This is a genomic window from Methylobacterium sp. W2 (genome assembly GCF_020662345.1).
In the GTDB taxonomy this organism is placed as follows: Bacteria; Pseudomonadota; Alphaproteobacteria; order Rhizobiales; family Beijerinckiaceae; genus Methylobacterium.
In genome coordinates this window covers 180,447-196,130 of the sequence record NZ_VMOA01000002.1, presented here as the reverse complement: position 1 = coordinate 196,130, position 15,684 = coordinate 180,447, and the positions used below count along the sequence as shown (strand labels likewise).

The following is a 15,684-nucleotide window of genomic DNA, read 5'->3' as shown; positions in this document are numbered from 1 at the left end:
GACGAGTGATCGCTGCCTTGCACCATCCGTCGGAACGGCGCAGGGCATCGGCGGTTTGACCGGCGTCGCCGACGATGCCCGGAGTGTCCCGTCCCATGACCCTTCCCCGTACCAATCCCGATGCCCCGGCGAATGGCGACAGGCAGCCCCGCGCCAACGACGAGGTCAGGACGGCGCCGGCATGCACCCTCGTCATCTTCGGGGCCGCCGGCGACCTGACGAAGCGCCTGCTGATGCCGGCCCTCTACAACCTCGCCTCGGACGGCCTGCTCGCGGAGGGGCTCCGGATCGTCGGCATCGACCATAACGACCGCACGACCGAGCAGTGGCGCGACGACCTCTCGCAGACCATGCAGTCCTTCACCCAGGACCACACCTCCGAATTCCACCCGGACTCCATCGATCCCGACCATTGGGGCTTCATCCGTGAGCGCCTGACCTTCACCCAGGGGGATTTCGGAGCGGCCGAGACCTATCGGCGGCTCGCCCGGGACATCGGCGGCAACGCGATCTTCTATCTCGCCGTCTCCGCCCGCTTCTTCGGCCCGGTGGTGGACCATCTCGGCGCCGCCGGGCTGCTGACAGAGGGGGAGGGCGCCTTCCGCCGCGTGGTCATCGAGAAGCCGTTCGGCACCGATCTCGCCTCGGCGCGGGCCCTCAACGCCCGCATCCTGAATCAGGCCGAAGAGGGCCAGGTGTTCCGCATCGATCACTTCCTCGGCAAGGAGACGGTGCAGAGCATTCTGGCGCTGCGCTTCGCCAATGCCATGCTGGAGCCGATCTGGAACGCCCGCCACATCGACCACGTGCAGATCACCGCCGCCGAGACGATCGGCGTGGAGCAGCGCGGCGGCTTCTACGAGCCCACCGGCGCGCTCCGCGACATGGTGCCGAACCACCTGTTCCAGCTCCTGTCCATGGTGGCGATGGAGCCGCCCGGCAGTTTCGATGCGGAGGACATCCGCAACGAGAAGGCGCGGGTCCTGGAGGCCGTGCGGCCGGCGACCCCGGACCGGGCGGTGCGCGGCCAGTACGCGCCCGGCGCGGAGCAGGGCCATGCCGTGCGGGGCTACCGCGAGGAGGCCGACGTCTCGGCCGAGTCCCGCACCGAGACCTACGCGGCCCTGACGCTCACCGTCGACAACCCGCGCTGGGACGGCGTGCCGTTCTACCTGCGCACGGGCAAGCGCCTGGCGGGGCGCCTCACCGAGATCGCTGTGCATTTCAAGCCGCCGAGCCACGGCCTGTTCGCCGGCACCGCTCTCGCGCCGAACGTCATGCACCTCCACATCGACCCGGACCAGGGGCTGAGCACCCAGTGGAACGCCAAGCGGCCGGGGCCGGACATGCGCCTCGGCGCGGTCACCTCCTCCGTGCGGTTCGGCGATTTCTTCGCCGAGGCGCCGAGCGTCGGCTACGAGACCCTGATCTACGATTGCATGGTCGGCGACCCGACCCTGTTCCAGCGGGCCGACGCCATCGAGGCGGGCTGGGCCGCCGTCGATCCCCTCATCCAGGCCTGGACGGATGCTCCGGTGGAGACCTATGCGGCGGGCGCGGACGGACCGGCGGGGGCGGATGCCCTGCTCGCCCGCGACGGGCGGGCCTGGCTTCCCCTCGTGGAGGGGATCCTGGATCCACCCATCCGCTCGACGGCTGCTCCCTCCATCCAAGAAGGTTCGCCATGAGGCAGCACGGGTCCCCTCTCCTGAAAGGAGAGGGGACCCGTGCTGCCCGCGAGATGTGAGAACATCGTAGCGCGGAGGGGGGAGGCTCGCGCGTCAGGCGGGCTCGGCGTCGAGGCGCCGGGATCTGCGGATGGGCGCGAGCGTGCGCAGGGCATCGTGGTGGAGGAGAAGGACGCCGGTGGCGCCCGACAGCCTGCGCGCGGCGGGGGTGAAGCCGGCATTGGAGACGACGGCCGCCATATCCGCCTGCCAATAGCGTGCCGCCGCCGAGGCCTCCTGCACCGCCGCGTTGCCCACGGGCTTGGTGTAGCGCTTGCACTGGAGGACGAGGCGGATGCCTGAGCGCTCGGCGACCACGTCGGCGCCCTGGTCGCCGCTGGCCTTCGTCGGGCGCGCCGACCAGCCCGCCTCGCGCAGGGCCTCGGCGCAGAAGCGCTCGTAGGCGATGCCGTCCTTCGGCGCCTCGTCCTCGTCCGGCAGATCGACGGACAGGGCGACATCCTCGATGATGTCGAGGACGACGGGCCAACGGGTATCGGCGAGGTCGGTGAAGCCCCTGGCGTCGAGTTGCGGCAGGATCGTCCGCTCGGCGAAGTAATCCCGCTCGCGCAGCCAGCCGTCGTCGATCCGGTTGCCGTAGGCGTCCTCGAAACATTCCTGGCGGCGGCGCAGGGCGAGGGTCCCGGCATGGGCCCGGGCCAGACGGCGTACCGTCCGCCTGAAGCGGCGGGGCCTGTCGAGGCGATGCAGCAGGATCAGGCAGAGGCAGAGGCCGGTGGCGGCCAAGGCGGGGAGCCCGAACCAGAAGGCGAAGCCGCCGCCGACGATCGTGGTCCAGAACAGGCGCGCGACGAGGCTCGATCGACCGGACATGCGCATCCCTTCCTGCCTTCGAGGCGTCCGCACCGGCCGCCTCTTGTCCCAGAATGCAGGGAGGGCCTTGCGGCCGGCCTAACGGCGCGGCGGCGAGAGGCTGCCGGATGGGTCGTCATCGTCTCGCGGCATGACCAGGGACGGGGCGGCCTCAGTCTTTCGCAAGACCATCCGGTGTGATCCGCGGTCCGATCGCAGGATGATCGCGTCGTCACGCCAGCGTTTGACGGACCTCCTGTCCCGAGCCCAGCATCGCTCCGTAAGTCTGCCGGGTAGGACCAGGATTCATTAAAATGTGCCGAAAAGAATAGGTTCAGTTATTCCGATAAACGGAACAACGGCCGAGTTATTGGTGGTTGACGTGCCGAATTGCACAGTCACCAGCCCTGCAACTCTCCTGTGGATAGTTTTGCGGCTGGGAGCTGTTTCGCCCCGAAGGTGCTCCGGGCACCCCCGTTCGATGCTTGTCCAAGACGGTCTCGATCGTCGCCAGACAAGTCGCGCTCTCGCGGCTCGATGGTCGAGGGAGAATGGGTCATCCCCTCCTCTCGTGACACGCTCTGCTTTGCCTTCACCGGGTCTGGACGACGTGTCGAGAGGCCGAAACGTGTCCTGGCGGGGTCTGTTGTGGCCGCAGCTTTGTAACGCGAAGACTTGTAACTCAAAGTCTTGTAGCGTGAAGGTTTGCAACTCGGGGTGACGCGGCGCCTCGGCGAGGCGGGCCTCACACCCTTCAGGCTTGAGAGGTTCCGGGGGCTGTGCGGGGGCGACGGCCGCGCGGTGCGGGTGTCGCCGGCGCCTCGGCGACGGCTGCCTTCAGGCGGGACTTCCTGCGTTGCTGGCCAAGACCCATGTTCTTTGCCAGTTCGGAGCGTGCGGCCGCATAGTTCGGTGCGACCATCGGATAGTCGCTCGGAAGGTTCCACTTCGCTCGATACTCTTCGGGCGTCATGGAATAGCGAGTCCGAAGGTGACGCTTCAGCGATTTGAATTTCTTGCCGTCTTCGAGGCAGATGACGAAATCCGGCGTGATCGAGCGTTTGATCGACACGGCCGGGGTCAACGGCTCGGCCTTCTCCGGCGTCTTCGCCGCCGTCAGGCTGCCCAGGGTCGCATGAATCGATGCGATGAGAGCCGGGATATCCGAAACGGGCACGGAATTGTTGCTTACGAACGCCGAGACGATATCCGCCGTAAGCTCAATGTAGTCCGCCGCGAAGTCGTTTTCGATTTCCACGCTCACCCCCGTAAGTAGGACAGCCTTAGACCACAGCGCGATGCCGATCGGGTCTGGCCGAAAGGTCTTGTCATCAGTTTTGATTGTCTAGGCAGTTAGTATGATAGCCATTAACAAAGCGCAAGAGGCTTTGGCAAGACCAGGGCGACCGCAACAATTTGAAGGAAGCTTCCGGTGTGTTGCAGGAGCTTTCGGCATCTGAAAAATGGCCGGCGGTCCTGGTATGAGACGGAATTTTCTAGCTCATTAGGCCTGGAAAAAATCAACGCCTGAACATAAAATTCAAAAGTTATTTGCTCAGTCGGAACCTTTGTGCTGGTCGGTGAACTCTTTTAGTCCAGGCTCGCAACTTCAAATGTGCGCTGCGGTAAAAAATTACACGCGGTGTCAGCTTGCCCATGCGGCGCGCGACGAGGCCCCTGGCGCGGCCGAACGGTCGTGCCGGGGACCCGATTTTTGTCCACAGACCCGCTAGCGGGAGGCCGCTCACGGTTGCCGAGGGCGCGTGCCGAGCCGCCTCTACGTATTCGTCGCGGCCCGAGCCCCTCGGGGCGACGGGGCGATCCTAAGGCGCGTCGGCCCGGCTCCGTGGCCCGTAGTTTTCGAATCGCTTGATCGTTCGCGCGATCTCGGCGTCGGACAGTATGGCCGGCTTCCCCACCTGGAGGGCGACGGCGTATTGGCGGCACAGGGCCTCCATCTCTACCGCCAGCCACAAGGCCTTGCCGAGATTACTGCCGATTGCGATCATGCCGTGGTTGGCCAGGAGGCAGCCGAGGCGGTCGTCGAGTGCGGCGACCGCCGCGACCGACAGGTCCTCCGTTCCATAGGGAGCATAGGGCGCGCAGCGTATCGTCGGGCCGCCGGCGGCCGCGATCATGTAATGGACGGCGGGGATCTCGGCTCCGCACATGGCGAAGGCGGTGCAATAGGTCGGGTGGGCGTGCACGACCGCGCCGATCTCGGGCCGCTGCCGCAGGATGTCGCGATGGAAGCGCCATTCGGAGGAGGGGGCGAGGGCATGGCCGTGATGTCCCTCCATGCTCATCGGCACGATGTCCTCCGGGCGCAGCGCGTCGGCCGGGATGCCGGAGGGTGTCATGAGAAAGCCGTCGCGGTGGCGTACCGAGACGTTTCCGGCGGTGCCCTGGCTCAGGCCCAGGGTGATGAGGGAGCGCATCGCCTCGACGATCGTGCAGGAAATCTCGTAAGCTGTGGGTTCTGACATGTGGTTCCCCCGGTCGAGAGTGATCCGCGCCCTATACCTTGCCGTTCCGCGCGATGTCGCACGCCGTCGCGCCGGTCTGATCGAAGGTCACGCCAGTTCATGAGCACCTATCGCTTCGAGGCGTTGCTCGCGCCGCGGGCGATCGCGGTCGTCGGCCTCGGCCGGGGCGCGCTCGGCCAGGCCGTGGTCGGCAATCTGGGGAAAGCCGGGTTCGCCGGCTCCGTCCATCTCGTCGGCGAAGGGGGCCTTGCCACCCTCGACGACCTGCCCGAGACGCCGGATCTCGTGGTGATCGTGGCGGAGCCCGCGTCGGTGGAAGGCTGGGTGGAGAAGGCGGGGCTGCGGGGTGCCGCCGTGGCCGTCATCCTCACATCCGATCTGCCGGACGATCTCTGCGAGGCGGTGCGCAACCGGGCCCGGCAATGGGGCATGCGCCTCCTCGGCCCCAACAGCATGGGGCTGACCGTGCCGCGCGCGCGGCTCGACGCCAGCCTGTTCGCGGCGGCGCCCAAGGCGGGCGATCTCGCCCTGATCTCGCAATCGGGCACCGTGGCGGCGGGCATCGTCGCCTGGGCCGCGCATCGCGATGTGGGGTTCTCGGCCATCCTGTCCCTCGGCACCGCCTGTGACATCGATATCGCCGATTGCCTCGACCATTTCGCCGCCGACATCCACACGCGCGCGATCCTGCTGTCGCTGAACGTGATTCCCAACGCGCGCAAGTTCATGTCGGCAGCGCGCGCCGCGGCCCGCGCCAAGCCCGTCCTGGTGCTGCGCACGGGGCGCCACGAGGCTCCCTTGCGCCACACCGTCACCCATACCGGTGCCCTCGCCCGGCCGGATGCCGTCTACGAGGCGGCGTTCCGGCGGGCGGGATTGCTGAGCGTCGACGGGCTCGACGCGATGTTCTCGGCGGTGGAGACGCTGGGCCGGCAGCGCCCCTTCCCCGGCCAGCGCCTCGCCATCCTGGGGAACGGCGAGGGCATCGGCGCGCTTGCCGCCGACAGGCTCGCGGACCGGGGCGGCACGCTGGCCGCGGCGGGGACCGGCGGCAATCCCGCCGATCTCGGCGTCGAGGCCGATGCGACAGCCTATGCCGACGCCCTCGGGCCCCTCCTCGCCGATCCCGCCAACGACGCCGTGCTGGCCATCCACGTGCCCACCGCCCGCTCCGACAGCGCCGGCGTCGCCGCGGCCATCGCCGACACGGTGAGCGCGGCCCGCCGCCGGGGCGGACGGCGTAAGCCCGTCTTCGCGGTGACGGTGGGCGATGACGGGGAGGCCGGGGCGGTGCTCGCCGCCGCCGGCATCCCGCGCTTCGCCACGGATGCCGACGCGGTCGAGGGCTTCATGCACCTCGTCCGCTACCGCGAGGCGCAGGACGATCTGATGCGCACGCCGGATTCGCTGCCGCGGGAATTCTCCCCCGACGTGGAGACCGCCCGCGCCATCGTAGCGGCCGCCCTCGAGGCGGGGGAGACCTGGCTCGATCCCCTCGCCGTGGCGGGCCTCCTGGCCGCCTACCGCATCGACAGCGTGCCGCTGACGCTGGCCCCCGACATCGATGCCGCCGCGGCGGCCGCCTGGCCCATCATCGCCGAGGGCGGCGCCGTGGCACTGAAGGTGGTCTCACCGGACATCGTCCACAAATCGGATGTCGGCGGAGTGCGCCTGGACCTCACCAGCGAGGCCGATGTGCGGGCCGCCGCCGCCGACATCCTCACCCGTGCCCGGCGCCAGCGGCCGGATGCCCGGATCATGGGGTTCGCGGTCCAGCCCATGGTGCGCAAGGGCAAGCGCCGCGAACTCATCGCCGGCCTCGCCGAGGATCCCGTCTTCGGTCCCGTGGTGGTGTTCGGACGGGGCGGCGTCGCCGTGGAGGTCATCGACGACCGGGCGCTCAGCCTGCCTCCCCTCGACCTCCGGCTCGCCAGCGAACTCATCGACCGCACCCGCGTGGCGCGGCGGTTGGCGGCCTATCGCGACGTCCCGGCGGTGGACCGGCGGGCGCTCGGCCTCGTCCTCGTCAAGCTCGCGCAGCTCTCCGCCGACCTGCCGGAGGTGCGCGAGCTCGACATCAACCCCCTGCTCGCCGATGCCAACGGCGTGCTGGCTCTGGACGCCCGCGTGATGGTCGGCCCCGCCCCGGAGCGGCGCGGCGGCACCCGCAATCCGCGCTTCGCCATCCGTCCCTACCCGGTGGAATGGGAGCGCAATCTCGTCCTGAAGCGCGAGAAGGTCACCGTGCGCCCGGTGCGGCCGGAGGACGAGGGGCTGTTCAAGAGCTTCTTCGAGCAGGTGAGCGCCGAGGATCTGCGTCTGCGCTTCTTCATGCCGGTCCGCGATTTCAACCACGCCTTCCTGGCACGGCTGACGCAGCTCGATTACGCCCGCGCCATCGCCTTCGTCGCCATCGATGCGGAGACGGCGTCGATGCTCGGCGCGGTTCGCCTGCATGCCGATGCCAACCACGAGAGCGGCGAATATGCCATCCTCATCCGTAGCGACCGCAAGGGCACCGGCCTCGGCTTCGCCCTGATGCAGCTGATGATCGACTGGGCGAGGGCGGAGGGGCTCCAGCGCATCGAGGGCACGGTGCTCCGGGAGAACCGCCCCATGCTGGCCGTGTGCCGCAGCCTCGGCTTCTCGGTCCATCCGGACAAGGAGGACGGCGCAGTGATGAAGGTCGGGCTGACGCTCGGCGAGCCGTAGGTGGGGCCGGGCGAGGCTCGGAGTCTCTCATGAAACTCCCGCTGCGCCTTCGCGCGGAGCGAGGACTGGCGCTGACCGGGAGTTTTGTAGGCGCTCTCAGTCCTTGGCCTTGTTGTTGTACAGTAGGATCCCGACGAAGATCGTGCCGATACACCATTTGGTGAGATAGATCCCATCGAAGCTGGCATGCGGATAGTTCGGGTAGAATCCCAGTCGGAAAAGCTCGATGACATGCGAGAGCGGATTCCAGGAATAGATCGTTCGCATGGGCTCCGGGGATAGGTCGACGGTCTTGAAGGCGCCGCTGAACATCATCATCGGTCTGCTCAAGAATGCGTAGATTTTGCCCCAACCAGGAAAATACGATTGAATGCTCGAGTTGATCAGCGCCATCCCCAGGGATAGGCAAGTGATAGCGAAGAGACTGATGAGGCACATATCCGGAGACCAGGGGGCGGCCTCTCGAATTCCGTAGATGTAAAGTCCAAGAAAGAAGATGGTCATCAAAACAAGGTTTTGTATGACTTGAATCAGAAAACGAGACAGAAGAAAATCGAAGGGTTTGACAAAGTAATACTCTGCCGCTCGCGACTTCAGGCTGCGAACGCCGCGAGCGCAACGCCGGAAGACATAAAACGGGAATACACCAGTCCCCATAAAGAGAAGTACCGATGGTCCAAAAGGCGGTTCCTTTCCAAATAGAAAGATTCGCAATCCTGCCACGGTCGCGATGACGACGATCGGCTCGATGAAGAGCAGGACGGCAATGGCCGGATGGAAGTTACGAAAGCGAACTCCGAAATCACGGACGATCAACGCCGTCATGATCGTCAGCCACGGTCGTGCGCTCTGCTTCGAGGAAGCGGCCGGAAGGACGATCGAGGAGTTTGCCATCGTTCAGTCGCGATCCAAGGATGCCGGGTGACGCGGAGTGGCGGGTTACGGGACCGGCACCTTGTGCCGGATGTTGCGTCGTCACAGGGCCTGAATTTTATTCGAGGCCGCGCCTGCGGTCATGACGACCGAAGGCCGACCCCGCTCAGGCACGACTGTTCATGATCGAGCGCACGGCGAGCAGGCCGATGAACCAGATCGCTGCCAGGATGAAGGCTCCGAGCACCATCGACAGGAAGACGCGCGGGCCGCCCGCGCTTTCGGGCAGGGCCGGCCGAACGTAGGGCGTGAGATAGAGATGCTGGGCGGCCGCGCTGGCCCGTGCGCGGTCGAGGGATTGCAGGGAGGTGAGCAGGATCGCCTGCGCATATTGCCGGTCCATGTCGAGGGCTTCGAACCGGGCGACGACGCCGGCCAGGACGTTGCGGCCGGAGCGGCTGCCCGAGACCTCGCGCTCGACGGAGGCCAGCTGCTCGCGCGCGGCCTGGACACGGGACCTGAGGGCCAGGACCGACGGCGCCGACTCGCTGAGGTTCTGCCTCCGGATCGTGTCGTAATCGGCCTCCAGCTGCGACACCGATCCGCGCAAGGTGCCGATGAGCTGGGTGTTGCCCGTCACCACGCTGGGCATCGGATCGATCACCCCTTCCTTCTCACGGAACTCGGCCATGGCGGCGCGGGCCTTGTCGAGGCTGGCCTTGGCCCGGACGACCTCCTGCTCGGCGAACTTGACGGCATCCTCCTCGGCGCGCTTGGCGATCTTGTTGACGAGGTTTTCCGACAGCGTGACGAGCTGGTTGGCGATGGTCAGGGCATCGTCGGGCCGGAACGCCTTGACCTCGACGGAGGCGAGCCCGGTGAGCGGATCGTAATTCGCCCAGATCATCTTGTTCCAGTAGCGCACCAGATGCTCCGTCGACCGGCTCCTGTCGAACCGGTTCGGCCAATCGATCTCGGGACGGCTGTAGATCTCGCGGACATCGACGCTTTGAGATAGCTCGTCGATCACCTGACGGCTCTTGAGATAATCGATCACGACAAAGTTCTGCGCGGTGCCGCCGCCCGCCGCTGCGCTGTGGCCGCCCATGGCGCTGGCGACCGCCGCCGCGGTCGAGCCTCCGCTGCCGCCTCCGCCGAGGGGGCCGGCGGACGGGGTCACCTCGGTCACGGAGAACCGGAACTCGGCGAAATATTGCGGCGTGGCGAGGAACAGGAAATACAGGCCGAGCAGGCACAGCGGCAGGATCACTGCGATGCCGAAGCTGAGCAGCGTGCGGCTCCAGCTATGATCGGGCTGCGGCAGGGGGACGAGGGCGAACGTCTCGTCTTCCGCGGCATCGAGGGCCAGCTCCCGCCTCGCCTCGTCGTCCCGCCGGGGAACCATCTCGCGGTCATCGTTCACCGCCAGTTCGTTGGCCCGGGCCCGCTCTTCCTTGGCCAGGGCCTCCTTGGGCTCGAGCGCGGTGGCCCTCGCGGTCGGCAGGCGCGTGATATTGTTGGGCGCTGAGCTCATGCGTCGCGGGGCCTGTCACCGAAATTCCGTCGCCCGCGACAGTAGGAGATTTCCCGGCCCTTTTATGGCAACGCAGCGAGGATGTGGCGGGTGTGTCTTTCCAGTCGCCGACTGAAGCCCCGTCAATGATCGTCGTGAAGGCGGAGTACCTGCGATAGTCGTCCGCAATGGTTCACCAGAAGAACCGGGTCTCGCCTCCGCTCTCTCCAGTCCGATGTCCTGGCGCCATTCGCCGCAAGGCACGGTCACACTTTCGTGAGGGGGCTGAGGTCCTCAATTCTGCCCCACGACATCGATCCGGGAGAGGTCGCGTGCTTCGTCGGAGGCGGCGATCCTGAGCGAATGCTCGCGCCTACGGGTAGCCGTAGCGCGATTTAGCAGCGGCGAGCAGGCCGACGGCCTCACGCTCCCGCCCGGCGCCGCAGGCCTCGGAGGCGCGCGCGAGGTCGGCCGAGAATCGTGCGCCCACCGGCGCGTTGAGGTTGCCGGTCGCCACATCGCTGTCCACCACGGCCTGGGTGCGGGCGATGCTCGGACCGCAGCCGGAGCCCGCCGGCAACGGAGCCAAGGCGGGGGCGGCAACGATTGGGGCGGCAGCCGGCGCCACCGCCGTCTTCGGAGAGGGGCCGGAGGCGGTGCAGGCTCCGAGCCCTGCGGCGAGGCAAGGGACCAGCATCAGGCTGGCGCGGTGCAACGACACGACGTTCCTGGTCACGCAGCTCTCCTTCACGCTCCGGCGCGACGGCCGGCACGGCATCGACGCCGCGCCGGGTTCTTGCCTTCAGGCGAGGGGCGGGTCAATCACCGGCAACGGGCCTCCGGCGACGATCCCGGGCCCCGTGTCAGCGCTTCACTTCAACGCCTTACGTGAGCGCTTTACTTGGCCTTCTCGGCGATGGCCGCGAGACCGGATTCGTAGATCCCGGTAATAGCGTCGGTCGCCACCGTATCCGGGACGCCCTTGGCCTTGAAGGTCCCCGTCCATGTCACCGTCGATCCGGAGCCTTTCGGGGTCACCGCGAGGGTGGAGGAATAGTCGGAGACCGGCAGCGGGCTCTCGACGATGGCGTAGGTGTAGCTCATCGCCGTGTCGTCGCGCGCCGTCTGCGATTCGACGATGGTGCCGCCGCCCTTGAGGCTGAGCGTACGCAGCATCGTGCCGCCCTTGGTGGCGGGCTCGCATTTGGCGACGACCGGGTGCCAGGTTCCGATGCCGCAGAAATCGCCGATCGTCGACCAGACTTTCGCCGGGGAGGCGGCGATATCGATGGTCTTGGTGAGGTCGATGGCCAAGCCTGGGGCGGTGCCGGCAAGCAGAACGAGGCCGGGCAGAACGATACGACGCATGAAAGTGTGCGACATGGACGGGTGTTTCCTTCCGATATTGTTATGTCGGCGCGGTACGAGGCGCGCGCCGTGCCCTTGAACGGACGAACGTCAAGTTAGAGCGCTCCTCGCCGAAGTGGATGCCGGTTCGGCGAAAAAGAGCGCGGCTCTCATCGCGAGCCGGCACGCGACAAGGGCCGGAATTTTGGACCACGCAGATGTGTCTTGGCCCACGCCGATGTGAGGGACGACGGCGCGCCGAGGGCGATCCTTGTCAAGGCGCGCGTCGAGGGGTACGAAGCCGCACGGTCGCATCGTTCGCGCGCCCGCTACGCCATTCGGGAGAGACGAGCCTTGGCCAGCGCCGGCTCCACGCAGGGAACCGCCGACATCGCCTTCACGGCGGTGCGCGGTCATGCGCGTCCCCGAGCGCTCCTCGTCGGCCTTCTCCTGCTTATCCGCCCCTGAGGGCCGTCCGGGCGCGTGCGCCTGGGCTCTCAGGGGATCGTTTCGCGACCGGGGCCCTCGAGGGCCTCGTCGAGCCGATCGATGGATCAAGGCGCCGCGTCCTTCAGCGACCGCGCCTCCGACAGGACGACACGCCATGACCGACATCACCACCCAGCCCAACGCCTCCCCGAAGGACCGGGTCCTCATCTTCGACACCACCCTGCGCGACGGCGAGCAATGCCCCGGCGCCACGATGACCCTCGACGAGAAGCTGGCGGTGGCCGAACTCCTCGACACGATGGGCGTCGACATCATCGAGGCGGGTTTCCCGATCGCCTCGATCGGTGATTTCGAAGCCGTCTCCGAGATCGCCCGCCGCTCGAAGCGCGCCACCATCGCCGGCCTCGCCCGTGCCATCCCCGCCGATATCGCGCGGGCCGGCGAGGCGGTGCGCCTCGCCCGGCGCGGCCGGATCCATACGTTCGTCTCGACCTCGCCGATCCACCTCGCCCATCAGATGCGCAAGTCCCAGGACGAGGTGGTCGAGATCATCCTCAAGACCGTGGCCCAGGCCCGCGACCTCGTGGAGGACGTGGAATGGTCGGCCATGGACGCGACGCGCACGCCGATCGATTACCTGTGCCGTTGCGTCGAGGCCGCGATCCGCTCCGGCGCGACGACGATCAACCTGCCCGACACGGTGGGCTACGCCACGCCCGACGAATACCGCACCATGTTCCGCCAGGTGCGCGAGCGGGTGCCGAATTCCGACAAGGCGATCTTCTCGGTGCATTGCCACGACGATCTCGGCCTCGCCATCGCCAACTCCCTGGCTGGTGTGGAAGGTGGCGCCCGGCAGGTGGAGTGCACGGTGAACGGCATCGGCGAGCGCGCCGGCAACGCGGCCCTGGAGGAGATCGTCATGGCGATCCGCACCCGCGGCGACGTGATGCCCTACGAGACCGGCATCGAGACCACGATGCTCACCCGCGCCTCGAAGCTCGTCTCCCACGCGACGAACTTCCCCGTGCAGTACAACAAGGCCATCGTCGGCCGGAACGCCTTCGCGCATGAGAGCGGCATCCATCAGGACGGGATGCTCAAGCATACCGAGACCTACGAGATCATGACGCCCGCCTCCGTCGGCGTCGCCAAGACCTCCCTGGTGATGGGCAAGCATTCGGGCCGCGCGGCCTTCCGCTCGAAGCTGGAGGAACTCGGCCTGCACTTGGCCGACAACCAGATGCAGGACGCCTTCGAGCGCTTCAAGGCGCTCGCTGACCGCAAGAAGCACGTCTACGACGAGGATATCGAGGCTCTGGTCGACGATAACCTCGCCACGGCGCACGACCGCATCCGCCTCGTCTCGCTCTCGGTCATCGCCGGCACGCGCGGGCCGCAGCGCGCCACGATGAAGCTCGCCATCGACGACCGCATCGTCACCGAGGAGGCCGACGGCAACGGCCCGGTGGACGCCGTGTTCAACGCGATCCAGGCCCTGGTCCCGCACGAGGCGCAGCTCGAACTCTACAAGGTCGATGCCGTGACGCAGGGCACCGACGCCCAGGCCGAGGTCTCCGTCCGATTGAAGGCCGGCGACCGCAGCGTGACGGCGCGGGGCGCCGATCCCGACACGCTGGTGGCCTCGGCCCGCGCCTATCTCTCCGCCCTGAACAAGCTCTCGGCCACGGCGGTGCGCCTGCACGCCCAGCACGCCGCATCGGTTTAGCCGGGAAAATGAAGCCCCGGGGGTGGACAGCCTCCGGGGCCTTTGCTATCAGCCCCCTCGTCGCAGCGGGTTTGGTGGCTGCCGCGACTGCCGCAAGGCAATGGGTGCATAGCTCAGTTGGTAGAGCAGCTGACTCTTAATCAGCGGGTCCAAGGTTCGAACCCTTGTGCACCCACCAAACATTTCCGATCGTTCAGAGAGTTACAGCCAAGGCCTTCGATCCGTTGTGGAGGCGTTGGAATTCCGTTGGAGCCGGGTGTTTACGCCCCGTTCGCGGTGCGGCTGATCACCCGCAAGTGTGGCACCTTCCTCGACTTAAGACAGTGCGTCGCGGCGCGTCGGCGTGATGTCGGTGTGCCTGGCGGCTTCGCGCAGGTAGTCGAGGTCGGAGCCTTTGGGGATCCCACCAGCTCGCGCATTCGTGCTCCAGGCATTGTCCGGCACGCCTGCCCGCGCGAGATCTCACGGACGTGTCGCGCCCGGCAGGGCCGCGTGCCCGTCCCCGGATCGAGGCTTCAGTCGCGGTGCCGTGGCGGGGTCTGCCTCACCGATCCCGTCGTGTCCGCACGCCCCAGGTCGATCCGGGCGCGTACGGGGCGGGAGAAGCGGCTGTCGTACGCGCGGATGTTCCGGGCGGCGGCCTGTCCGTCGAGACCGCCGGGGGCGGTCGCGGCCGGGATGCCGGCCGGTGCGGTGTAGCTTTGCGCGACGGCGGCGCTGGACAGGGTGAGACCGAGGGCGGCTCCCAGAACGAAGCGTGGGGTCATGGCGGTAGTCCCAGGTTCGGGCCGGACTGCCTTAGGAGAAGCGGCAGCCCCGGCCAACAACCTAGAATTTGTGCACGGCCGCCTCGCAAAGCAACACGGAATGACCAAGGCGCGTGCATCATGTTCATGCACCGACCACGCTGGCCCTCTCCTCCGCTTCGGGAGCAACGGGAATAAGTCGTTTTATGTCATGGCCTTCGTGCGGGTTGCGACATTATTTGCCAGAAACGAGCGGCCTGGCATGCTTCTTTCGCCGCCCGTGCGGCATGGCCTGCTGGAAGCGCTTTCCGGGCTCGCGGCGACGACGCGGGATCGGGGCGGGCATGCGGCCCTGTGCCCGTGGCCACGGCCCTGCGGAACACCGTTCACCGCGCGGCAATCCCCCCTGCGTTCCCAAGGACGGGAAGCGTGCGGCTCAGCCTCGCCCGATCGTCGCCTCGATCTGACCGTGGGGCTCGTCGGTGGGCAGGAACACGGTGTTGGGGTTCTCCAGGCCGAACGGCGTCAGGTTGATCGGGATGTAGTGCTTGTTCGGCATGGCGAACCCGATTTCGGCGATCTCGGGAACGGCCGCCAGGACCGCCTCGCCCATGCGATACATGCTGTCCTGCACACTGGCGCTGTAGGTCGTGCCGAAGACCTCGATCAGGATGTCGAGCACCCGGGCATTGGTCGTGGTGTAGTCGGCGGGCGCGCTGGCCCAGGTCCAGGTCGCGTCCATGGCGGTCGCGGCGATGCGGTCGGTGGCGTCGGCCAGGGTGCGGTACGCGTCATCGACGAAATCGGCCCAGCCCGATTGCGTGGTCTTCATGAAGGTGAAGCCCCGCAGCCCCGACTGCATCACGGCGCCGTCGCGGCTCGCCACCAGCTTCACATAGCCCGTCCCGTTGCCGTCGAGGGTGAAGACGTGGCCATGCGGCCGGCCGCCGATGGCTTGGCGCAGCCAGCGCGTCTCCTTGCCCTCGATCCGGATCTCCTCGACCTGCGGATACGTGTCGAGGAAGGTCGTGGCGACGGCCTCGGCGAAGGCTTCCTTGTCGAGGGACAGGTTTTTGGCCGCGACCACGTTGACGATGTTCTTCACGCTGTCGGTGGCGACGCAGGCCCGGTTGTCGCCGTCGGTCCAGGCGGCATCGAAGGCGCCCTTCATCAGGACCGCGAGGGACAGTTCGCGCGGGGTGTGGTCGTCGCCGTCGCGGGTGAGGCGCATCACCCGCACGCGGCCCTTGCCGTATCTGGAGGCGATCAGGGGCATGCTTGTCTCCCA

12 protein-coding genes and 1 tRNA gene are annotated in these 15,684 nt (G+C 67.3%); 4 read left to right on the top strand and 9 right to left on the bottom strand.

The window, feature by feature from the left end:
- The first annotated feature begins 95 nt into the window (after window positions 1-95).
- Window positions 96-1,688 (top strand): glucose-6-phosphate dehydrogenase, encoded by a 1,593-nt coding sequence (gene zwf, locus FPV16_RS02115; protein ID WP_227435775.1) that lies wholly within the window; start codon window positions 96-98, stop codon window positions 1,686-1,688.
- A gap of 93 nt (window positions 1,689-1,781) precedes the next feature.
- Here the strand turns inward: zwf and FPV16_RS02110 are convergent, their stop codons facing one another.
- The 3 genes from FPV16_RS02110 to FPV16_RS02100 all read right to left on the bottom strand — a co-directional run bounded on the left by FPV16_RS02110 (window position 1,782) and on the right by FPV16_RS02100 (window position 5,026).
- A complete protein-coding gene (locus tag FPV16_RS02110) occupies window positions 1,782-2,561 on the bottom strand; it encodes a restriction endonuclease (RefSeq protein WP_227435773.1) in 780 nt (259 codons plus the stop codon).
- A gap of 733 nt (window positions 2,562-3,294) precedes the next feature.
- Complete coding sequence (locus tag FPV16_RS02105) at window positions 3,295-3,798, bottom strand: MucR family transcriptional regulator (protein WP_319802213.1); 504 nt, start codon at window positions 3,796-3,798, stop codon at window positions 3,295-3,297.
- 565 nt (window positions 3,799-4,363) lie between these two features.
- Complete coding sequence (locus tag FPV16_RS02100; protein ID WP_227435770.1) at window positions 4,364-5,026, bottom strand: class II aldolase/adducin family protein; 663 nt, start codon at window positions 5,024-5,026, stop codon at window positions 4,364-4,366.
- 99 nt (window positions 5,027-5,125) lie between these two features.
- On the opposite strand from FPV16_RS02100, the gene FPV16_RS02095 reads away from it, so the two are divergent.
- The gene (locus FPV16_RS02095) at window positions 5,126-7,738 is read left to right on the top strand and encodes a bifunctional acetate--CoA ligase family protein/GNAT family N-acetyltransferase (RefSeq protein WP_227435768.1); all 2,613 of its coding nucleotides are present in this window, start codon (window positions 5,126-5,128) and stop codon (window positions 7,736-7,738) included.
- Window positions 7,739-7,834: 96 nt separating this feature from the next.
- On the opposite strand, the gene FPV16_RS02090 is transcribed toward FPV16_RS02095, so the two are convergent.
- The 4 genes from FPV16_RS02090 to FPV16_RS02075 form a co-directional block, all read right to left on the bottom strand.
- Window positions 7,835-8,632 carry an ABC transporter permease gene (locus FPV16_RS02090; protein ID WP_227435767.1) on the bottom strand — a complete coding sequence of 266 codons (798 nt, stop codon included), beginning with the start codon at window positions 8,630-8,632 and terminating at the stop codon, window positions 7,835-7,837.
- A gap of 145 nt (window positions 8,633-8,777) precedes the next feature.
- Entirely contained in the window at window positions 8,778-10,145 is a 1,368-nt protein-coding gene (locus tag FPV16_RS02085; protein WP_227435766.1) for a hypothetical protein, read from the bottom strand.
- 352 nt (window positions 10,146-10,497) lie between these two features.
- On the bottom strand, window positions 10,498-10,860 hold the full coding sequence (locus FPV16_RS02080) for a hypothetical protein (protein ID WP_227435765.1): 363 nt from the start codon (window positions 10,858-10,860) through the stop codon (window positions 10,498-10,500).
- A gap of 161 nt (window positions 10,861-11,021) precedes the next feature.
- Complete coding sequence (locus FPV16_RS02075; protein ID WP_227435764.1) at window positions 11,022-11,507, bottom strand: SRPBCC family protein; 486 nt, start codon at window positions 11,505-11,507, stop codon at window positions 11,022-11,024.
- Window positions 11,508-12,075: 568 nt separating this feature from the next.
- Between FPV16_RS02075 and FPV16_RS02070 the strand changes: the two genes are divergently transcribed.
- Window positions 12,076-13,650, top strand: a complete 1,575-nt coding sequence (locus tag FPV16_RS02070; RefSeq protein WP_227435763.1) for a 2-isopropylmalate synthase — start codon at window positions 12,076-12,078, stop codon at window positions 13,648-13,650.
- Between the two features lie 102 nt (window positions 13,651-13,752).
- Window positions 13,753-13,828: transfer RNA gene (locus tag FPV16_RS02065), tRNA-Lys, on the top strand.
- Between the two features lie 337 nt (window positions 13,829-14,165).
- Here FPV16_RS02065 and FPV16_RS02060 read toward each other — a convergent pair.
- Both FPV16_RS02060 and pucL read right to left on the bottom strand, forming a co-directional pair.
- Window positions 14,166-14,417 carry a hypothetical protein gene (locus FPV16_RS02060; RefSeq protein WP_227435762.1) on the bottom strand — a complete coding sequence of 84 codons (252 nt, stop codon included), beginning with the start codon at window positions 14,415-14,417 and terminating at the stop codon, window positions 14,166-14,168.
- Window positions 14,418-14,832: 415 nt separating this feature from the next.
- Entirely contained in the window at window positions 14,833-15,672 is an 840-nt protein-coding gene (gene pucL, locus FPV16_RS02055; RefSeq protein ID WP_227435761.1) for a factor-independent urate hydroxylase, read from the bottom strand.
- Window positions 15,673-15,684: the final 12 nt, after the last annotated feature.